This window comes from Shigella sp. SIG3 (assembly GCF_053555855.1).
In genome coordinates, this window is the sequence record NZ_JBQZXE010000009.1 from 29,972 (window position 1) to 49,299 (window position 19,328).

Here is a 19,328-nt window from a genome sequence, read left to right on the forward strand (position 1 = left end):
AAGGATGGACAGAACACATGAACTTACATGAATATCAGGCAAAACAACTGTTTGCCCGCTATGGCTTACCAGCACCGGTGGGTTATGCCTGTACTACTCCGCGCGAAGCAGAAGAAGCCGCTTCAAAAATCGGTGCCGGTCCGTGGGTAGTGAAATGTCAGGTTCACGCTGGTGGCCGCGGTAAAGCGGGCGGTGTGAAAGTTGTAAACAGCAAAGAAGACATCCGTGCTTTTGCAGAAAACTGGCTGGGCAAGCGTCTGGTAACGTATCAAACAGATGCCAATGGCCAACCGGTTAACCAGATTCTGGTTGAAGCGGCGACCGATATCGCTAAAGAGCTGTATCTCGGTGCCGTTGTAGACCGTAGTTCCCGTCGCGTGGTCTTTATGGCCTCCACCGAAGGCGGCGTGGAAATCGAAAAAGTGGCGGAAGAAACTCCGCACCTGATCCATAAAGTTGCGCTTGATCCGCTGACTGGCCCGATGCCGTATCAGGGACGCGAGCTGGCGTTCAAACTGGGTCTGGAAGGTAAACTGGTTCAGCAGTTCACCAAAATCTTCATGGGCCTGGCGACCATTTTCCTGGAGCGCGACCTGGCGCTGATCGAAATCAACCCGCTGGTCATCACCAAACAGGGCGATCTGATTTGCCTCGACGGCAAACTGGGCGCTGATGGCAACGCCCTGTTCCGCCAGCCTGATCTGCGCGAAATGCGTGACCAGTCGCAGGAAGATCCGCGTGAAGCACAGGCTGCACAGTGGGAACTGAACTACGTTGCGCTGGACGGTAACATCGGTTGTATGGTTAACGGCGCAGGTCTGGCGATGGGTACGATGGACATAGTTAAACTGCACGGCGGCGAACCGGCTAACTTCCTGGACGTTGGCGGCGGCGCAACCAAAGAACGTGTAACCGAAGCGTTCAAAATCATCCTCTCTGACGACAAAGTGAAAGCCGTTCTGGTTAACATCTTCGGCGGTATCGTTCGTTGCGACCTGATCGCTGACGGTATCATCGGCGCGGTAGCGGAAGTGGGTGTTAACGTACCGGTCGTGGTACGTCTGGAAGGTAACAACGCCGAACTCGGCGCGAAGAAACTGGCTGACAGCGGCCTGAATATTATTGCAGCAAAAGGTCTGACGGATGCAGCTCAGCAGGTTGTTGCCGCAGTGGAGGGGAAATAATGTCCATTTTAATTGATAAAAACACCAAGGTTATCTGCCAGGGCTTTACCGGTAGCCAGGGGACTTTCCACTCAGAACAGGCCATTGCATACGGCACTAAAATGGTTGGTGGCGTAACTCCAGGTAAAGGCGGCACTACCCACCTCGGCCTGCCGGTGTTCAACACCGTGCGTGAAGCTGTTGCTGCTACTGGCGCTTCCGCGTCTGTTATTTACGTACCAGCACCGTTCTGCAAAGACTCCATTCTGGAAGCTATCGATGCAGGCATCAAACTGATTATCACCATCACTGAAGGCATCCCGACGCTGGATATGCTGACCGTGAAAGTGAAACTGGACGAAGCAGGCGTTCGTATGATCGGCCCGAACTGCCCAGGCGTTATCACCCCGGGTGAATGCAAAATCGGTATCCAGCCGGGTCACATTCACAAACCGGGTAAAGTGGGTATCGTTTCCCGTTCCGGTACACTGACCTATGAAGCGGTTAAACAGACCACGGATTACGGTTTCGGTCAGTCGACCTGTGTCGGTATCGGCGGTGACCCGATCCCTGGCTCTAACTTTATCGACATTCTCGAAATGTTCGAAAAAGATCCGCAGACCGAAGCGATCGTGATGATCGGTGAGATCGGCGGTAGCGCTGAAGAAGAAGCGGCAGCGTACATCAAAGAGCATGTTACCAAGCCAGTTGTGGGTTACATCGCTGGTGTGACTGCGCCGAAAGGCAAACGTATGGGCCACGCGGGTGCGATCATTGCCGGTGGGAAAGGGACTGCGGATGAGAAATTCGCTGCTCTGGAAGCCGCAGGCGTGAAAACCGTTCGCAGCCTGGCGGATATCGGTGAAGCACTGAAAACTGTTCTGAAATAAATATCTGTAATAAGAAATAGCCCTCGCCGCTTCCCTCTACAGGAATGGCGAAGGGCTGTCGGTTTCGACATGGTTGGCCATCGTATGATGGCCTTTTTTGTGCTTATCGCGATGATTTTCGCTGCGCTATCAGGGTAAATTTATAGTCATCGGTATTAAAAGCGTTGCGGCTATATTCAAACACCCGACCATCAACTAAATATCCACGCGATACTTTTTCAAGAATCGGCTTTGTCTGGCTGATATTAAGCAGACGGCTCATCTCTTCGGTTGGCATCAGAGGAATGATTTCCTGTTCGCTACGATCGATAACCATCTTCTTCACTTCTTCAATAAAGTGATATTTCGAATTTTCCATGACCTGCCAGGTGAGATCCGGGAACAACGCAAGCGGCATCCAGGTTTCTTCCAGCGCCATTGGCTTTTGCTTGCGATAGCGCACGCGCTTCACATGCCACACACGATCCTGCACGGTGATTTGTAGCTGTTGCTGAAGAAAATCGTCAGCCGGAATCACTTCAAATATCAGAACTTCACTGTGTGTATCGACGTGACGGTCCGACAGTTTTTCATCAAAACTGGTTAACTGAAAAATATCGTAATTGACCCGCTCTTCTTTGACGTAAGTCCCGCTGCCCTGAATGCTTTCGAGGATCTGTTGCTCGACTAACTGGCGCAAAGCCTGACGCACCGTAACCCGGCTGACGCCAAACTCTGTTTGTAATGCCGATTCGGTAGGTAACGCATCGCCAGGTTTAAGCTCGCCACGCGCAATTTGCTCACGAATGCGATCAGCAATCTGTCGGTATAAGGGTTTGTGTCCCATTATTTAGCATCTCATTAATACGAATTTAGCCATTATGCCCGATAAATTCATCCTGTAAATAATACAAATACAATGCAAATAATTTCAATAAAGTGAAATTGATTACGCAATGGTATTGTTTTATCGGGCACACTGGCGCGACTATAAAAACGATCAAGTGAGGATCATGATGAACCTGACGACTCTGACCCACCGCGATGCGTTGTGTCTGAATGCGCGCTTTACCAGCCGTGAAGAGGCCATTCACGCGTTGACTCAACGTCTTGCTGCTCTGGGGAAAATTTCCAGTACTGAGCAATTTCTGAAAGAAGTGTATCGCCGTGAAAGCCTTGGCCCGACCGCCTTAGGTGAAGGGTTGGCTGTGCCGCATGGCAAAACTGCTGCGGTAAAAGAAGCGGCGTTTGCGGTCGCCACACTCAGCGAGCCGCTTCAGTGGGAAAGCGTGGATGGCCCGGAAGCGATTGATTTAGTGGTGTTGCTGGCGATTCCCCCCAATGAAGCGGGTACTACGCACATGCAACTGCTGACAGCGCTGACCACGCGCCTGGCGGATGATGAGATTCGGGCGCGTATACAGTCGGCGACGACGCCTGATGAATTGCTCTCGGCGCTGGATGACAAGGGAGGCACGCAACCTTCTGCCTCTTTTTCCAACGCGCCAACTATCGTTTGCGTAACGGCCTGCCCGGCGGGTATTGCTCACACCTACATGGCTGCGGAGTATCTGGAAAAAGCCGGACGCAAACTCGGCGTGAATGTCTACGTTGAAAAGCAAGGTGCTAACGGTATTGAAGGGCGTTTAACGGCGGATCAACTCAATAGTGCAACTGCCTGTATTTTTGCGGCTGAAGTCGCCATCAAGGAGAGTGAGCGTTTTAACGGCATTCCTGCGCTTTCTGTGCCTGTTGCCGAGCCGATTCGCCATGCAGAAGCGTTGATCCAACAATCGCTTACCCTCGAGCGTGGCGATGAGACGCGTACCGTACAGCAAGATACGCAACCGGTGAAAAGCGTCAAAACGGAGCTGAAACAGGCACTGTTGAGCGGGATCTCTTTTTCCGTACCGTTGATTGTCGCGGGGGGGACGGTGCTGGCGGTCGCGGTATTACTGTCGCAAATCTTCGGGCTACAAGATCTGTTTAATGAAGAAAACTCCTGGCTGTGGATGTACCGCAAACTGGGCGGCGGGCTGCTCGGAATTTTGATGGTACCGGTGCTGGCAGCCTATACCGCCTATTCGCTGGCAGATAAACCGGCGTTAGCGCCAGGCTTTGCGGCTGGACTTGCCGCCAACATGATCGGCTCCGGGTTTCTCGGCGCGGTCGTTGGCGGATTGATAGCCGGTTACTTGATACGCTGGATGAAAAATCACTTGCGTCTTAGCAGTAAATTCAATGGCTTCCTGACTTTTTATCTCTACCTGGTGCTCGGTACATTGGGAGCGGGCAGTCTGATGCTGTTTGTGGTGGGGGAACCTGTCGCCTGGATCAATAACTCGCTTACCGCCTGGCTGAACGGTCTGTCAGGAAGTAACGCGCTGTTGCTGGGTGCCATTCTCGGTTTTATGTGTTCCTTTGACCTTGGAGGGCCAGTGAATAAAGCCGCTTATGCATTCTGCCTGGGCGCAATGGCGAACGGCGTTTACGGCCCGTATGCCATTTTCGCCTCCGTCAAAATGGTTTCGGCATTTACCGTAACCGCTTCCACGATGCTCGCACCGCGCCTGTTTAAAGAGTTTGAAATTGAGACCGGGAAATCCACCTGGCTGTTAGGGCTGGCAGGTATTACCGAAGGGGCGATCCCGATGGCGATTGAAGATCCGCTGCGGGTTATTGGTTCGTTTGTGCTGGGCTCTATGGTAACGGGCGCTATTGTCGGTGCGATGAATATCGGCCTTTCGACACCCGGTGCTGGCATTTTCTCGCTCTTTTTACTTCATGATAATGGCGCGGGCGGTGTTATGGCGGCAATTGGCTGGTTTGGTGCGGCATTGGTGGGGGCTGCAATCTCGACTGCAATTCTCCTGATCTGGCGGCGTCACGCGGTTAAGCATGGCAACTATCTGACTGATGGCGTAATGCAATAAACAAAAAGGAAACGACGATGAAAGCGGTATCTCGCGTTCACATCACCCCGCATATGCACTGGGATCGGGAGTGGTATTTCACCACCGAAGAGTCACGCATTCTGCTGGTCAATAATATGGAAGAGATCCTGTGCCGACTGGAACAGGACAACGAATACAAATATTACGTACTCGACGGGCAAACGGCGATCCTCGAAGATTATTTCGCGGTGAAACCGGAAAACAAAGACCGCGTGAAGAAACTGGTAGAAGCCGGCAAGTTGATTATCGGCCCCTGGTATACCCAGACCGATACCACGATTGTTTCTGCGGAATCCATCGTCCGTAATCTGATGTACGGAATGCGTGACTGCCTCGCGTTTGGCGAGCCGATGAAAATAGGTTATTTACCCGATTCCTTTGGCATGTCCGGGCAACTGCCGCATATCTACAATGGATTTGGCATTACCTGCACCATGTTCTGGCGTGGATGTTCTGAGCGCCACGGTACGGATAAAACCGAGTTTTTGTGGCAAAGCAGTGACGGTAGCGAAGTGACGGCGCAGGTGATGCCGTTGGGTTATGCCATCGGTAAGTACTTACCTGCGGACGAAAACGGATTCCGCAAACGCCTCGACAGTTATTTTGACGTGCTGGAAAAAGCGTCTGTAACCAAAGAGATTTTGCTGCCGAATGGGCATGATCAGATGCCATTGCAGCAAAATATCTTCGAAGTGATGGAGAAACTGCGCGAAATTTATCCTCAACGAAAGTTTGTGATGAGCCGCTTTGAAGAGGTATTTGAGAAGATCGAAGCGCAGCGAGATAATCTGGCAACCCTGAAAGGGGAATTTATTGATGGCAAATATATGCGCGTGCATCGCACCATCGGTTCCACGCGCATGGATATCAAAGTTGCCCACGCACGTATTGAAAATAAGATTGTTAATCTGCTGGAACCGCTGGCAACGCTGGCCTGGACGTTGGGTTTTGAATACCACCACGGCTTGCTGGAGAAAATATGGAAAGAGATCTTAAAAAATCATGCCCACGACAGCATCGGCTGCTGCTGTAGTGACAAAGTTCATCGCGAAATCGTCGCCCGCTTCGAACTGGCTGAAGACATGGCGGATAATCTGCTGCGTTTCTATATGCGTAAAATCGCCGACAACATGCCGCAGAGCGACGCCGACAAACTCGTCCTGTTTAACCTGATGCCCTGGCCGCGGGAAGAAGTGATCAACACCACTGTGCGGCTGCGCGCCAGCCAGTTTAATCTACGAGACGATCGCGGTCAGCCTGTACCGTATTTTATTCGCCATGCCCGTGAGATCGATCCAGGCCTAATCGATCGGCAAATAGTTCATTACGGTAATTACGATCCCTTTATGGAGTTTGATATACAGATCAACCAGATTGTCCCTTCTATGGGCTATCGCACGCTTTATATCGAAGCGAATCAGCCTGGCAACGTGATTGCGGCAAAAAGTGACGCTGAAGGGATACTGGAAAATGCTTTCTGGCAAATTGCGCTCAATGAGGATGGAACGCTACAACTGGTAGATAAAGATAGCGGTGTGCGCTATGACCGGGTGTTGCAAATTGAAGAAAGCTCTGATGATGGTGATGAATATGACTATTCACCCGCAAAAGAAGAGTGGGTAATTACTTCGGCGAATGCGAAACCGCAATGCGAGATTATTCATGAGGCCTGGCAGAGCAGGGCTGTTATCCGCTATGAAATGGCGGTGCCGCGTAATCTGCAACAACGCAGCGCAAGACAATCCACTGGCAGAGTAGGTGTCGAGTTGGTTGTCACTCTTAGTCATAACAACAGGCGCATTGATGTGGATATCAACCTTGATAACCAGGCTGACGATCATCGCCTTCGCGTCCTGATCCCTACATCTTTTAACACCGATAGTGTTCTGGCAGATACCCAGTTTGGTTCGCTAACGCGCCCCGTGAACGACAGTGCAATGAACAACTGGCAGCAAGAAGGCTGGAAAGAAGCGCCGGTTCCGGTATGGAATATGCTCAACTATGCAGCCTTACAGGAAGGGCGTAACGGCATGGCTGTCTTTAGCGAAGGGCTACGTGAATTTGAAGTCATCGGTGAAGAGAAGAAAACCTTTGCCATTACGTTGCTGCGCGGCGTGGGCTTACTGGGGAAAGAAGATCTGCTTTTAAGGCCTAGGCGGCCTTCGGGAATTAAAATGCCAGTCCCGGACTCACAACTACGTGGTCTGCTTTCTTGTCGCCTAAGTTTATTGAGTTATACCGGTACGCCAACCGCCGCTGGTGTAGCTCAGCAGGCGCGAGCATGGCTGACTCCAGTACAGTGTTACAACAAAATCCCATGGGATGCGATGAAGCTCAACAAAGCCGGATTCAACGTGCCGGAAAGTTATAGTTTGTTGAAAATGCCCCCAGTGGGATGCCTGATAAGCGCACTTAAGAAAGCTGAAGACCGACAAGAAGTGATTTTACGGCTGTTTAATCCGGCTGAATCAGCAACCTGTGATGCGACTGTTGCTTTCAGTCGCGAGGTGATTTCTTGCTCAGAAACGATGATGGATGAACACATTACCACCGAGGAAAATCAAGGTTCAAATCTATCGGGGCCTTTTTTACCCGGCCAGTCACGGACGTTCAGTTACCGGCTTGCCTGAATAGCAATCAAACCGAAGCCACATATGCGCGGCCAGATTGTTGACAAAGGGCGCTTTGTTCATGCCGGATACGGCATGAACGCTTTATTCGGTCTACAAAAGCAGGCAAATTCAATATATTGCAGAGATGATGTAGACACTGGCAAGCGTAGCGCATCAGGTAATTTTGCGTTTATCTTCACTCTCAAGCTACGTATATGTGGCTTTATTTTTAACAAAATAATAACCCCGGGTGAGTTAATTATAATATAATTATAAGTTAATTAAATGTTAATATCGGCGGGGAGGAGATTTATGCCTTTATTAATAATCCTGAAACTCTGCGTCGTATTAGCCAGTGACCAAAAAAAGAATTAAGGTCAACCGTGCTGTTTTTGCTTCGTCTCTTTTTATCTTTAATTGCCAACCGAAACTAATTTCAGTCTTATAATTCACACATTTTAAACATAAATGTCACTAAAGTTACCTTGTTGAAACATGATTAACATAATTTGTAGAAATTGATATTTATCAATGTATAAGTCTTGGAAATGGGCATCAAAAAGAGATAAATTGTTCTCGATCAAATTGGCTGAAAGGCGGCAATTTAGCTATAAATTGATCACCGTCGAAAAATGCAAATTTGCTTCAACAAAAACCTGTTTATTGTAAGGATTTTGCGGCGTAATATATACGTGGGATCAATTTGAGTTTTTATTAACATGTTTGCAACCTTTCTTTACGCCGTTTTTGTGTGCATTCACATGGTATGATGAAAGTGTTCAAACAAATTTCTATTGGGGCATGCGTGTGACCCTTTCTAACGGGGTTCACTCTCGGAGTCTTCATGCGATGAGCAAGGAGTCATGATGTTAGATATAGTCGAACTGTCGCGCTTACAGTTTGCCTTGACCGCGATGTACCACTTCCTTTTTGTGCCACTGACGCTCGGTATGGCGTTCCTCCTGGCCATTATGGAAACGGTCTACGTCCTCTCCGGCAAACAGATTTATAAAGATATGACCAAGTTCTGGGGCAAGTTGTTTGGTATCAACTTCGCTCTGGGTGTGGCTACCGGTCTGACCATGGAGTTCCAGTTCGGGACTAACTGGTCTTACTATTCCCACTATGTAGGGGATATCTTCGGTGCGCCGCTGGCAATCGAAGGTCTGATGGCCTTCTTCCTCGAATCCACCTTTGTAGGTCTGTTCTTCTTCGGTTGGGATCGTCTGGGTAAAGTTCAGCATATGTGTGTCACCTGGCTGGTGGCGCTCGGTTCAAACCTGTCCGCACTGTGGATTCTGATTGCGAACGGCTGGATGCAAAACCCAATCGCGTCCGATTTCAACTTTGAAACTATGCGTATGGAGATGGTGAGCTTCTCCGAGCTGGTGCTTAACCCGGTTGCTCAGGTGAAATTCGTTCACACTGTAGCGTCTGGTTATGTGACTGGCGCGATGTTCATCCTCGGTATCAGCGCATGGTATATGCTGAAAGGTCGTGACTTCGCCTTCGCTAAACGCTCCTTTGCTATCGCTGCCAGCTTCGGTATGGCTGCTGTTCTGTCTGTTATTGTTCTGGGTGATGAATCCGGCTACGAAATGGGCGACGTGCAGAAAACCAAACTGGCTGCTATTGAAGCCGAGTGGGAAACGCAACCTGCGCCTGCTGCCTTTACTTTGTTCGGCATTCCTGATCAGGAAGAGGAGACGAACAAATTTGCGATTCAGATCCCTTACGCACTGGGCATCATTGCAACGCGTTCCGTGGATACCCCGGTTATCGGCCTGAAAGAGCTGATGGTGCAGCATGAAGAACGCATTCGTAACGGGATGAAGGCGTACTCTCTGCTCGAACAACTGCGTTCTGGTTCTACCGACCAGGCGGTTCGTGACCAGTTCAATAGCATGAAGAAAGACCTCGGTTACGGTCTGCTGCTGAAACGCTATACGCCAAACGTGGCTGATGCGACTGAAGCGCAGATTCAACAGGCAACCAAAGACTCCATCCCGCGTGTAGCGCCGCTGTACTTTGCGTTCCGTATCATGGTGGCGTGTGGCTTCCTGCTGCTGGCAATCATCGCGCTCTCTTTCTGGAGTGTCATCCGCAACCGCATTGGCGAGAAAAAATGGCTTCTGCGCGCCGCGCTGTACGGTATTCCGCTGCCGTGGATTGCTGTAGAAGCGGGCTGGTTCGTGGCTGAATATGGCCGCCAACCGTGGGCTATCGGTGAAGTGCTGCCGACAGCTGTGGCGAATTCGTCACTGACCGCAGGCGATCTCATCTTCTCAATGGTGCTGATTTGCGGCCTGTATACCCTGTTCCTGGTGGCAGAATTGTTCTTAATGTTCAAGTTTGCACGCCTCGGCCCAAGCAGCCTGAAAACCGGTCGCTATCACTTTGAGCAGTCTTCCACGACTACTCAGCCGGCACGCTAAGACAGGAGTCGTCAAATGATCGATTATGAAGTATTGCGTTTTATCTGGTGGCTGCTGGTTGGCGTTCTGCTGATTGGTTTTGCAGTCACTGACGGTTTCGACATGGGGGTGGGCATGCTCACCCGTTTCCTCGGTCGTAACGACACCGAGCGTCGAATTATGATTAACTCCATTGCACCACACTGGGACGGTAACCAGGTTTGGCTGATCACCGCGGGCGGCGCACTCTTTGCTGCCTGGCCGATGGTCTATGCCGCTGCGTTCTCCGGCTTCTATGTGGCGATGATCCTCGTGCTGGCGTCTTTGTTCTTCCGTCCGGTCGGTTTTGACTACCGCTCCAAGATTGAAGAAACCCGCTGGCGTAACATGTGGGACTGGGGCATCTTCATTGGTAGCTTCGTTCCGCCGCTGGTAATTGGTGTAGCGTTCGGTAACCTGTTGCAGGGCGTACCGTTCAACGTTGATGAATATCTGCGTCTGTACTACACCGGTAACTTCTTCCAGTTGCTTAACCCGTTCGGCCTGCTGGCAGGCGTGGTGAGCGTAGGGATGATCATTACTCAGGGCGCAACCTATCTGCAAATGCGTACCGGGGGCGAACTGCACCTGCGTACCCGTGCAACGGCTCAGGTGGCTGCGCTGGTGACACTGGTCTGTTTCGCACTGGCTGGCGTATGGGTGATGTACGGTATCGATGGTTATGTCGTGAAATCGACAATGGACCATTACGCAGCCTCTAACCCACTGAATAAAGAAGTGGTTCGTGAAGCTGGCGCATGGCTGGTTAACTTCAACAACACGCCAATTCTGTGGGCTATTCCGGCACTGGGTGTGGTTCTGCCGCTGCTGACCATCCTGACTGCACGTATGGATAAAGCCGCGTGGGCGTTTGTGTTCTCCTCCCTGACGCTGGCCTGCATCATCCTGACAGCCGGTATCGCAATGTTCCCGTTTGTGATGCCGTCCAGCACCATGATGAACGCAAGTCTGACAATGTGGGATGCAACTTCCAGCCAGCTGACGCTTAACGTCATGACCTGGGTTGCGGTGGTTCTGGTACCGATCATTCTGCTCTACACCGCCTGGTGTTACTGGAAAATGTTCGGTCGTATCACCAAAGAAGATATTGAACGTAACACCCACTCTCTGTACTAAGTAAGGAGCTAAAAATGTGGTATTTCGCATGGATTCTGGGAACGCTTCTTGCCTGTTCGTTTGGGGTAATCACCGCGCTGGCGCTTGAACACGTCGAATCAGGCAAAGCCGGTCAAGAAGACATCTGATGAGTAAGATTATCGCGACCTTGTATGCGGTAATGGACAAGCGCCCCCTGCGGGCGCTTTCCTTCGTGATGGCGCTTCTGTTAGCAGGATGTATGTTTTGGGACCCATCTCGTTTTGCCGCGAAGACCAGTGAACTGGAAATCTGGCATGGTTTATTGCTGATGTGGGCCGTCTGTGCTGGTGTGATTCACGGCGTGGGCTTTCGTCCGCAGAAGGTTCTTTGGCAAGGGATTTTTTGCCCATTGCTTGCCGATATTGTTCTCATTGTCGGGCTGATTTTCTTCTTCTTTTAAATCAGAATTCTCTTTAAAAAATTATGGGCCGCTCTAGGCCCATAAATTTTTACGCTCCCTTAACTTGCCCTCATTCCCAAACCTCAATCGCGCGCGTATAGTAGCAGCGTTTAAAAGCTCTAACTTTTGTTGCATTACCGGGATGTAAAGTGAATACAACGCTGTTTCGATGGCCGGTTCGCGTCTACTATGAAGATACCGATGCCGGTGGTGTGGTGTACCACGCCAGTTACGTCGCTTTTTATGAAAGAGCACGCACAGAGATGCTGCGTCATCATCACTTCAGTCAGCAGGCGCTGATGGCTGAACGCGTTGCCTTTGTGGTACGTAAAATGACGGTGGAATATTATGCACCTGCGCGGCTCGACGATATGCTCGAAATACAGACTGAAATAACATCAATGCGTGGCACCTCTTTGGTTTTCACGCAACATATTGTCAACGCCGAGAATACTTTGCTGAATGAAGCAGAGGTTCTGGTTGTTTGCGTTGACCCACTCAAAATGAAGCCTCGTGCGCTTCCCAAGTCTATTGTCGCGGAGTTTAAGCAGTGACTGACATGAATATCCTTGATTTGTTCCTGAAGGCTAGCCTTCTGGTTAAACTTATCATGTTGATTTTGATTGGTTTTTCAATCGCATCCTGGGCCATTATTATCCAGCGAACCCGTATTCTTAACGCAGCGGCGCGTGAAGCCGAAGCGTTTGAAGATAAATTCTGGTCTGGAATCGAACTCTCTCGCCTCTATCAAGAGAGTCAGGGGAAACGGGATAATCTGACTGGTTCGGAACAAATCTTTTACAGCGGGTTCAAAGAGTTTGTGCGCCTGCATCGTGCCAATAGCCATGCGCCGGAAGCCGTAGTGGAAGGGGCGTCGCGTGCTATGCGTATCTCCATGAACCGTGAACTTGAAAATCTGGAAACGCACATTCCGTTCCTCGGTACGGTTGGCTCCATCAGCCCGTATATTGGTCTGTTTGGTACGGTCTGGGGGATCATGCACGCCTTTATCGCCCTCGGGGCGGTAAAACAAGCAACACTGCAAATGGTTGCGCCCGGTATCGCAGAAGCGTTGATTGCGACGGCAATTGGTCTGTTCGCCGCAATTCCGGCGGTAATGGCTTATAACCGTCTCAACCAGCGCGTAAACAAACTGGAACTGAATTACGACAACTTTATGGAAGAGTTTACCGCGATTCTGCACCGCCAGGCGTTTACCGTTAGCGAGAGCAACAAGGGGTAAGCCATGGCCAGAGCGCGTGGACGAGGTCGTCGCGATCTCAAGTCCGAAATCAACATTGTACCGTTGCTGGACGTACTGCTGGTGCTGTTGCTGATCTTTATGGCGACAGCGCCCATCATCACCCAGAGCGTGGAGGTCGATCTGCCAGACGCTACTGAATCACAGGCGGTGAGCAGTAACGATAATCCGCCAGTGATTGTTGAAGTGTCTGGTATTGGTCAGTACACCGTGGTGGTTGAGAAAGATCGCCTGGAGCGTTTACCACCAGAGCAGGTGGTGGCGGAAGTGTCCAGCCGTTTCAAGGCCAACCCGAAAACGGTCTTTCTGATCGGTGGCGCAAAAGATGTGCCTTACGATGAAATAATTAAAGCACTGAACTTGTTACATAGTGCGGGTGTGAAATCGGTTGGTTTAATGACGCAGCCTATCTAAACATCTGCGTTTCCCTTGCTTGAAAGAGAGCGGGTAACAGGCGAACAGTTTTTGGAAACCGAGAGTGTCAAAGGCAACCGAACAAAACGACAAGCTCAAGCGGGCGATAATTATTTCAGCAGTGCTGCATGTCATCTTATTTGCGGCGCTGATCTGGAGTTCGTTCGATGAGAATATAGAAGCTTCAGCCGGAGGCGGCGGTGGTTCGTCCATCGACGCTGTCATGGTTGATTCAGGTGCGGTAGTTGAGCAGTACAAACGCATGCAAAGCCAGGAATCAAGCGCGAAGCGTTCTGATGAACAGCGCAAGATGAAGGAACAGCAGGCTGCTGAAGAACTGCGTGAGAAACAAGCGGCTGAACAGGAACGCCTGAAGCAACTTGAGAAAGAGCGGTTAGCGGCTCAGGAGCAGAAAAAGCAGGCTGAAGAAGCCGCAAAACAGGCCGAGTTAAAGCAGAAGCAAGCTGAAGTGGCGGCAGCGAAAGCGGCGGCAGATGCTAAAGCTGCGGAAGAAGCTGCGAAGAAAGCGGCTGCAGACGCGAAGAAAAAAGCAGAAGCAGCTGCAGCTGAAGCAAGAAAGAAAGCGGCAACTGAAGCTGCTGAAAAAGCCAAGGCAGAAGCTGAGAAGAAAGCGGCTGCTGAAAAGGCTGCAGCTGATAAGGCTGCAGCTGATAAGAAAGCGGCAGCAGAGAAAGCTGCAGCCGACAAAAAAGCAGCAGAAAAAGCGGCTGCTGATAAGGCAGCAGCTGATAAGAAAGCAGCGGCAGAAAAAGCCGCCGCAGACAAAAAAGCGGCAGCGGCAAAAGCAGCAGCTGAAAAAGCCGCTGCAGCAAAAGCTGCCGCAGAGGCAGATGATATTTTCGGTGAGCTAAGCTCTGGTAAGAATGCACCGAAAACGGGGGGAGGGGCGAAAGGGAACAATGCTTCGCCTGCCGGGAGTGGTAATACTAAAAACAATGGCGCATCAGGGGCCGATATCAATAACTATGCCGGGCAGATTAAATCTGCTATCGAAAGTAAGTTCTATGACGCATCGTCCTATGCAGGCAAAACCTGTACGCTGCGCATAAAACTGGCACCCGATGGTATGTTACTGGATATCAAACCTGAAGGTGGCGATCCCGCACTTTGTCAGGCTGCGTTGGCAGCAGCTAAACTTGCGAAGATCCCGAAACCACCAAGCCAGGCAGTATATGAAGTGTTCAAAAACGCGCCATTGGACTTCAAACCGTAATCGCGATGTTGACTGTTCGGACGGTCAACATCAGGCACCGGTTGCCACGGGGTTCTGGTAGTTTTGTGTATTTTAGTTTGTTAACATTCTGCTAAATTATCGTGGGCCATCGGTCCAGATAAGGGAGATATGATGAAGCAGGCATTACGAGTAGCATTTGGTTTTCTCATACTGTGGGCATCAGTTCTGCATGCTGAAGTCCGCATTGTGATCGACAGCGGTGTAGATTCCGGTCGTCCTATTGGTGTTGTTCCTTTCCAGTGGGCGGGGCCTGGTGCGGCACCTGAAGATATTGGCGGCATCGTTGCTGCTGACTTGCGTAACAGCGGTAAATTTAATCCGTTAGATCGCGCTCGTCTGCCACAGCAGCCGGGTAGTGCGCAGGAAGTACAACCAGCTGCATGGTCCGCACTGGGCATTGACGCTGTAGTTGTCGGTCAGGTCACTCCGAATCCGGATGGTTCTTACAATGTTGCTTATCAACTTGTTGACACTGGCGGCGCACCGGGTACTGTACTTGCTCAGAACTCGTACAAAGTGAACAAGCAGTGGCTGCGTTATGCTGGTCATACCGCCAGTGATGAAGTGTTTGAAAAACTGACCGGCATTAAAGGTGCGTTCCGTACCCGTATTGCCTACGTTGTTCAGACCAACGGCGGTCAGTTCCCGTATGAACTGCGCGTATCTGACTATGACGGTTACAACCAGTTTGTCGTTCACCGTTCACCGCAGCCGCTGATGTCTCCGGCGTGGTCACCAGACGGTTCTAAACTGGCTTATGTGACCTTCGAAAGCGGTCGTTCCGCGCTGGTTATTCAGACGCTGGCAAATGGCGCTGTACGTCAGGTGGCTTCATTCCCGCGTCACAACGGTGCACCTGCATTCTCGCCAGACGGCAGCAAACTGGCATTCGCCTTGTCGAAAACCGGTAGTCTGAACCTGTACGTAATGGATTTGGCTTCTGGTCAGATCCGCCAGGTGACTGATGGTCGCAGTAACAATACCGAACCGACCTGGTTCCCGGATAGCCAGAACCTGGCATTTACTTCTGACCAGGCCGGTCGTCCGCAGGTTTATAAAGTGAATATCAACGGCGGTGCGCCACAACGTATTACCTGGGAAGGTTCGCAGAACCAGGATGCGGATGTCAGCAGCGACGGTAAATTTATGGTAATGGTCAGCTCCAATGGTGGGCAGCAGCACATTGCCAAACAAGATCTGGCAACGGGAGGCGTACAAGTTCTGTCGTCCACGTTCCTGGATGAAACGCCAAGTCTGGCACCTAACGGCACTATGGTAATCTACAGCTCTTCTCAGGGGATGGGATCCGTGCTGAATTTGGTTTCTACAGATGGGCGTTTCAAAGCGCGTCTTCCGGCAACTGATGGACAGGTCAAATTCCCTGCCTGGTCGCCGTATCTGTGATAATAATTAATTGAATAGTAAAGGAATCATTGAAATGCAACTGAACAAAGTGCTGAAAGGGCTGATGATTGCTCTGCCTGTTATGGCAATTGCGGCATGTTCTTCCAACAAGAACGCCAGCAATGACGGCAGCGAAGGCATGCTGGGTGCTGGCACTGGTATGGATGCGAACGGCGGCAACGGCAACATGTCTTCCGAAGAGCAGGCTCGTCTGCAAATGCAACAGCTGCAGCAGAACAACATCGTTTACTTCGATCTGGACAAGTACGATATCCGTTCTGACTTCGCTCAAATGCTGGATGCACATGCAAACTTCCTGCGTAGCAACCCGTCTTACAAAGTCACCGTAGAAGGTCACGCGGACGAACGTGGTACTCCGGAATACAACATCTCCCTGGGTGAACGTCGTGCGAACGCCGTTAAGATGTACCTGCAGGGTAAAGGCGTTTCTGCAGACCAGATCTCCATCGTTTCTTACGGTAAAGAAAAACCTGCAGTACTGGGTCATGACGAAGCAGCATACTCCAAAAACCGTCGTGCGGTACTGGTTTACTAAGAGAATTGCATGAGCAGTAACTTCAGACATCAACTATTGAGTCTGTCGTTACTGGTTGGTATAGCGGCCCCCTGGGCCGCTTTTGCTCAGGCACCAATCAGTAGTGTCGGCTCAGGCTCGGTCGAAGACCGCGTCACTCAACTTGAGCGTATTTCTAATGCTCACAGCCAGCTTTTAACCCAACTCCAGCAACAACTTTCTGATAATCAATCCGATATTGATTCCCTGCGTGGTCAGATTCAGGAAAATCAGTATCAACTGAATCAGGTCGTGGAGCGGCAAAAGCAGATCCTGTTGCAGATCGACAGCCTCAGCAGCGGTGGTGCAGCGGCGCAATCAACCAGCAGCGATCAAAGCGGTGCGGCGGCATCAACGACGCCGACAGCTGATGCTGGTACTGCGAATGCTGGCGCGCCGGTGAAAAGCGGCGATGCAAACACGGATTACAATGCAGCTATTGCGCTGGTGCAGGATAAATCCCGCCAGGATGACGCAATGGTGGCATTTCAGAATTTCATCAAAAATTACCCTGATTCAACTTACCTGCCAAACGCCAATTATTGGCTGGGTCAGTTAAACTACAACAAGGGTAAAAAAGATGATGCGGCGTACTATTTTGCTTCGGTAGTGAAAAACTATCCGAAGTCACCAAAGGCTGCTGATGCGATGTTTAAAGTCGGCGTCATCATGCAGGACAAAGGTGACACCGCAAAAGCGAAAGCCGTATACCAGCAGGTTATCAGTAAATACCCTGGTACTGATGGCGCTAAACAGGCACAAAAACGTCTGAACGCGATGTAATGCATAAAACACGACCAGAAGTCGCATTATTTCTGGTCGTGTCGTGCGAATCATAAGCAGTTGAGTGATCTGCATCGAAATTTTTGTTGCGCTCAAGTCTGAAATCAGTAATATATGCCGCCGTTGCCACGGGATATCAAACAAACCGAAAGCAACGAAAAAGTGGGTCGTTAGCTCAGTTGGTAGAGCAGTTGACTTTTAATCAATTGGTCGCAGGTTCGAATCCTGCACGACCCACCAATCGCTAAGGTGGAAGCGGTAGTAAAATGTGAAGGATAACGTTGCATCAGCAACGGCGCCGAAGGGCGAGACGAAGTCGAGTCATCCTGCACGACCCACCACTAACATAGTTAGTTGTAGTATCCAGCGTAGTGTCGGGTGATTAGCTCAGCTGGGAGAGCACCTCCCTTACAAGGAGGGGGTCGGCGGTTCGATCCCGTCATCACCCACCACCGGGTCGTTAGCTCAGTTGGTAGAGCAGTTGACTTTTAATCAATTGGTCGCAGGTTCGAATCCTGCACGACCCACCACTAATTACGGTGGGTTCGGTGGAAGTAGTTTGTAGTATCCAGCGCAGTATCGGGTGATTAGCTCAGCTGGGAGAGCACCTCCCTTACAAGGAGGGGGTCGGCGGTTCGATCCCGTCATCACCCACCACTCGGGTCGTTAGCTCAGTTGGTAGAGCAGTTGACTTTTAATCAATTGGTCGCAGGTTCGAATCCTGCACGACCCACCAATGTAAAAAAGCGCCCTAAAGGCGCTTTTTTGCTATTCAGGCATCCTCAATTTCACTTTGTAAACCTGATGACATCGTCAGAGCTTACTGTGCAAGCAACTCTACGTCGGTGGAATTAGGCGTAATGCGAGTGACTTTTCCCCACCATTCGACTATCTTGTTTAGCATATAAAACAAATTACACCGATAACAGCGAATGTTACGCTAATGTCGGTTTTAACGTTAAGCCTGTAAAACGAGATGGTAAGATGAGCGTAATGTTTGATCCAGACACGGCGATTTATCCTTTCCCCCCGAAGCCGACGCCGTTAAGCATTGATGAAAAAGCGTATTACCGCGAGAAGATAAAACGTCTGCTAAAAGAACGTAATGCGGTGATGGTTGCCCACTACTATACCGATCCCGAAATTCAACAACTGGCAGAAGAAACCGGTGGCTGTATTTCTGATTCTCTGGAAATGGCGCGCTTCGGTGCAAAGCATCCCGCTTCTACTTTGTTAGTCGCTGGGGTGAGATTTATGGGAGAAACCGCCAAAATTCTCAGTCCGGAAAAAACAATTCTGATGCCGACACTTCAGGTTGAGTGTTCACTGGATCTCGGCTGCCCTGTTGAAGAATTTAACGCATTTTGCGATGCCCATCCCGATCGTACTGTCGTCGTCTACGCCAACACTTCTGCTGCGGTAAAAACGCGCGCAGATTGGGTGGTAACTTCAAGCATTGCCGTCGAACTTATTGATCATCTTGATAGTTTGGGTGAAAAAATCATCTGGGCACCCGACAAACATCTGGGGCGTTACGTGCAAAAACAGACGGGTGGAGACATTTTATGCTGGCAGGGTGCCTGCATTGTGCATGATGAATTTAAGACTCAGGCGTTAACCCGCTTGCAAGAAGAATACCCGGATGCTGCCATACTGGTGCATCCAGAATCACCACAAGCTATTGTCGATATGGCGGATGCGGTCGGTTCCACCAGTCAACTGATCGCTGCTGCAAAAGCATTGCCTCATCAGAGGCTTATTGTGGCAACCGATCGGGGTATTTTCTACAAAATGCAGCAGGCGGTGCCAGATAAAGAGTTACTGGAAGCACCAACCGCGGGTGAGGGCGCAACCTGCCGCAGCTGCGCGCATTGTCCGTGGATGGCCATGAATGGCCTTCAGGCTATCGCAGAGGCATTAGAACAGGAAGGAAGTAATCACGAGGTTCATGTCGATGAGAGGCTGCGAGAGAGGGCGCTGGTGCCGCTCAATCGTATGCTGGATTTTGCGGTTACACTACGTGGATAA

General features: G+C 50.6%; 17 protein-coding genes and 5 tRNA genes. 21 read left to right on the forward strand and 1 reads right to left on the reverse strand.

Features of this window, described 5'->3' with window-relative positions; all coding sequences use genetic code 11:
• Positions 1-17: 17 nt before the first annotated feature.
• Positions 18-1,184, forward strand: a complete 1,167-nt coding sequence (gene sucC, locus ACUU1I_RS03660) for an ADP-forming succinate--CoA ligase subunit beta (protein ID WP_001048602.1) — start codon at positions 18-20, stop codon at positions 1,182-1,184.
• Positions 1,184-2,053, forward strand: coding sequence for a succinate--CoA ligase subunit alpha (sucD, locus tag ACUU1I_RS03665; RefSeq protein WP_000025451.1), 870 nt, complete (start codon positions 1,184-1,186; stop codon positions 2,051-2,053). The genes sucC and sucD overlap by 1 nt, the downstream gene beginning before the upstream one ends.
• A gap of 103 nt (positions 2,054-2,156) precedes the next feature.
• Here sucD and mngR read toward each other — a convergent pair whose 3' ends face one another.
• Positions 2,157-2,879 carry a mannosyl-D-glycerate transport/metabolism system transcriptional repressor MngR gene (gene mngR / locus ACUU1I_RS03670; RefSeq protein ID WP_000509906.1) on the reverse strand — a complete coding sequence of 241 codons (723 nt, stop codon included), beginning with the start codon at positions 2,877-2,879 and terminating at the stop codon, positions 2,157-2,159.
• 169 nt (positions 2,880-3,048) lie between these two features.
• On the opposite strand from mngR, the gene mngA reads away from it, so the two are divergent.
• The 19 genes from mngA to nadA all read left to right on the forward strand — a co-directional run bounded on the left by mngA (position 3,049) and on the right by nadA (position 19,328).
• Positions 3,049-4,965 carry a PTS 2-O-a-mannosyl-D-glycerate transporter subunit IIABC gene (mngA, locus tag ACUU1I_RS03675; RefSeq protein ID WP_005066816.1) on the forward strand — a complete coding sequence of 639 codons (1,917 nt, stop codon included), beginning with the start codon at positions 3,049-3,051 and terminating at the stop codon, positions 4,963-4,965.
• Between the two features lie 17 nt (positions 4,966-4,982).
• Positions 4,983-7,616, forward strand: coding sequence for a mannosylglycerate hydrolase (mngB, locus tag ACUU1I_RS03680; protein ID WP_000648948.1), 2,634 nt, complete (start codon positions 4,983-4,985; stop codon positions 7,614-7,616).
• Between the two features lie 848 nt (positions 7,617-8,464).
• A complete protein-coding gene (gene cydA, locus ACUU1I_RS03685; RefSeq protein WP_000884354.1) occupies positions 8,465-10,033 on the forward strand; it encodes a cytochrome ubiquinol oxidase subunit I in 1,569 nt (522 codons plus the stop codon).
• Between the two features lie 15 nt (positions 10,034-10,048).
• Complete coding sequence (gene cydB / locus ACUU1I_RS03690) at positions 10,049-11,188, forward strand: cytochrome d ubiquinol oxidase subunit II (RefSeq protein ID WP_000568272.1); 1,140 nt, start codon at positions 10,049-10,051, stop codon at positions 11,186-11,188.
• 14 nt (positions 11,189-11,202) lie between these two features.
• Positions 11,203-11,316 carry a cytochrome bd-I oxidase subunit CydX gene (gene cydX / locus ACUU1I_RS03695; protein WP_000270282.1) on the forward strand — a complete coding sequence of 38 codons (114 nt, stop codon included), beginning with the start codon at positions 11,203-11,205 and terminating at the stop codon, positions 11,314-11,316.
• Positions 11,316-11,609 carry a cyd operon protein YbgE gene (ybgE, locus tag ACUU1I_RS03700; protein ID WP_000034602.1) on the forward strand — a complete coding sequence of 98 codons (294 nt, stop codon included), beginning with the start codon at positions 11,316-11,318 and terminating at the stop codon, positions 11,607-11,609. The genes cydX and ybgE overlap by 1 nt, the downstream gene beginning before the upstream one ends.
• 149 nt (positions 11,610-11,758) lie before the next feature.
• On the forward strand, positions 11,759-12,163 hold the full coding sequence (ybgC, locus tag ACUU1I_RS03705; protein ID WP_001098380.1) for a tol-pal system-associated acyl-CoA thioesterase: 405 nt from the start codon (positions 11,759-11,761) through the stop codon (positions 12,161-12,163).
• Entirely contained in the window at positions 12,160-12,852 is a 693-nt protein-coding gene (gene tolQ, locus ACUU1I_RS03710; protein WP_000131314.1) for a Tol-Pal system protein TolQ, read from the forward strand. The genes ybgC and tolQ overlap by 4 nt, the downstream gene beginning before the upstream one ends.
• A gap of 3 nt (positions 12,853-12,855) precedes the next feature.
• Entirely contained in the window at positions 12,856-13,284 is a 429-nt protein-coding gene (gene tolR / locus ACUU1I_RS03715; protein ID WP_000090097.1) for a colicin uptake protein TolR, read from the forward strand.
• A gap of 64 nt (positions 13,285-13,348) precedes the next feature.
• Positions 13,349-14,518, forward strand: coding sequence for a cell envelope integrity protein TolA (tolA, locus tag ACUU1I_RS03720; RefSeq protein WP_449144810.1), 1,170 nt, complete (start codon positions 13,349-13,351; stop codon positions 14,516-14,518).
• A 132-nt stretch (positions 14,519-14,650) separates the two neighbouring features.
• Positions 14,651-15,943 (forward strand): Tol-Pal system beta propeller repeat protein TolB, encoded by a 1,293-nt coding sequence (tolB, locus tag ACUU1I_RS03725; RefSeq protein WP_001295307.1) that lies wholly within the window; start codon positions 14,651-14,653, stop codon positions 15,941-15,943.
• Positions 15,944-15,977: 34 nt separating this feature from the next.
• Positions 15,978-16,499: a peptidoglycan-associated lipoprotein Pal gene (gene pal / locus ACUU1I_RS03730; RefSeq protein WP_001295306.1), complete on the forward strand. Its 522-nt coding sequence runs from the start codon at positions 15,978-15,980 to the stop codon at positions 16,497-16,499.
• Positions 16,500-16,508: 9 nt separating this feature from the next.
• Positions 16,509-17,300 carry a cell division protein CpoB gene (gene cpoB, locus ACUU1I_RS03735; RefSeq protein ID WP_000097580.1) on the forward strand — a complete coding sequence of 264 codons (792 nt, stop codon included), beginning with the start codon at positions 16,509-16,511 and terminating at the stop codon, positions 17,298-17,300.
• A gap of 164 nt (positions 17,301-17,464) precedes the next feature.
• Positions 17,465-17,540, forward strand: a tRNA-Lys gene (locus tag ACUU1I_RS03740).
• 136 nt (positions 17,541-17,676) lie between these two features.
• Positions 17,677-17,752: transfer RNA gene (locus ACUU1I_RS03745), tRNA-Val, on the forward strand.
• Between the two features lie 2 nt (positions 17,753-17,754).
• A tRNA-Lys gene (locus ACUU1I_RS03750) sits at positions 17,755-17,830 on the forward strand.
• 51 nt (positions 17,831-17,881) lie between these two features.
• A tRNA-Val gene (locus tag ACUU1I_RS03755) sits at positions 17,882-17,957 on the forward strand.
• Positions 17,958-17,960: 3 nt separating this feature from the next.
• Positions 17,961-18,036, forward strand: a tRNA-Lys gene (locus tag ACUU1I_RS03760).
• A gap of 248 nt (positions 18,037-18,284) precedes the next feature.
• Positions 18,285-19,328 carry a quinolinate synthase NadA gene (nadA, locus tag ACUU1I_RS03765; RefSeq protein WP_000115306.1) on the forward strand — a complete coding sequence of 348 codons (1,044 nt, stop codon included), beginning with the start codon at positions 18,285-18,287 and terminating at the stop codon, positions 19,326-19,328.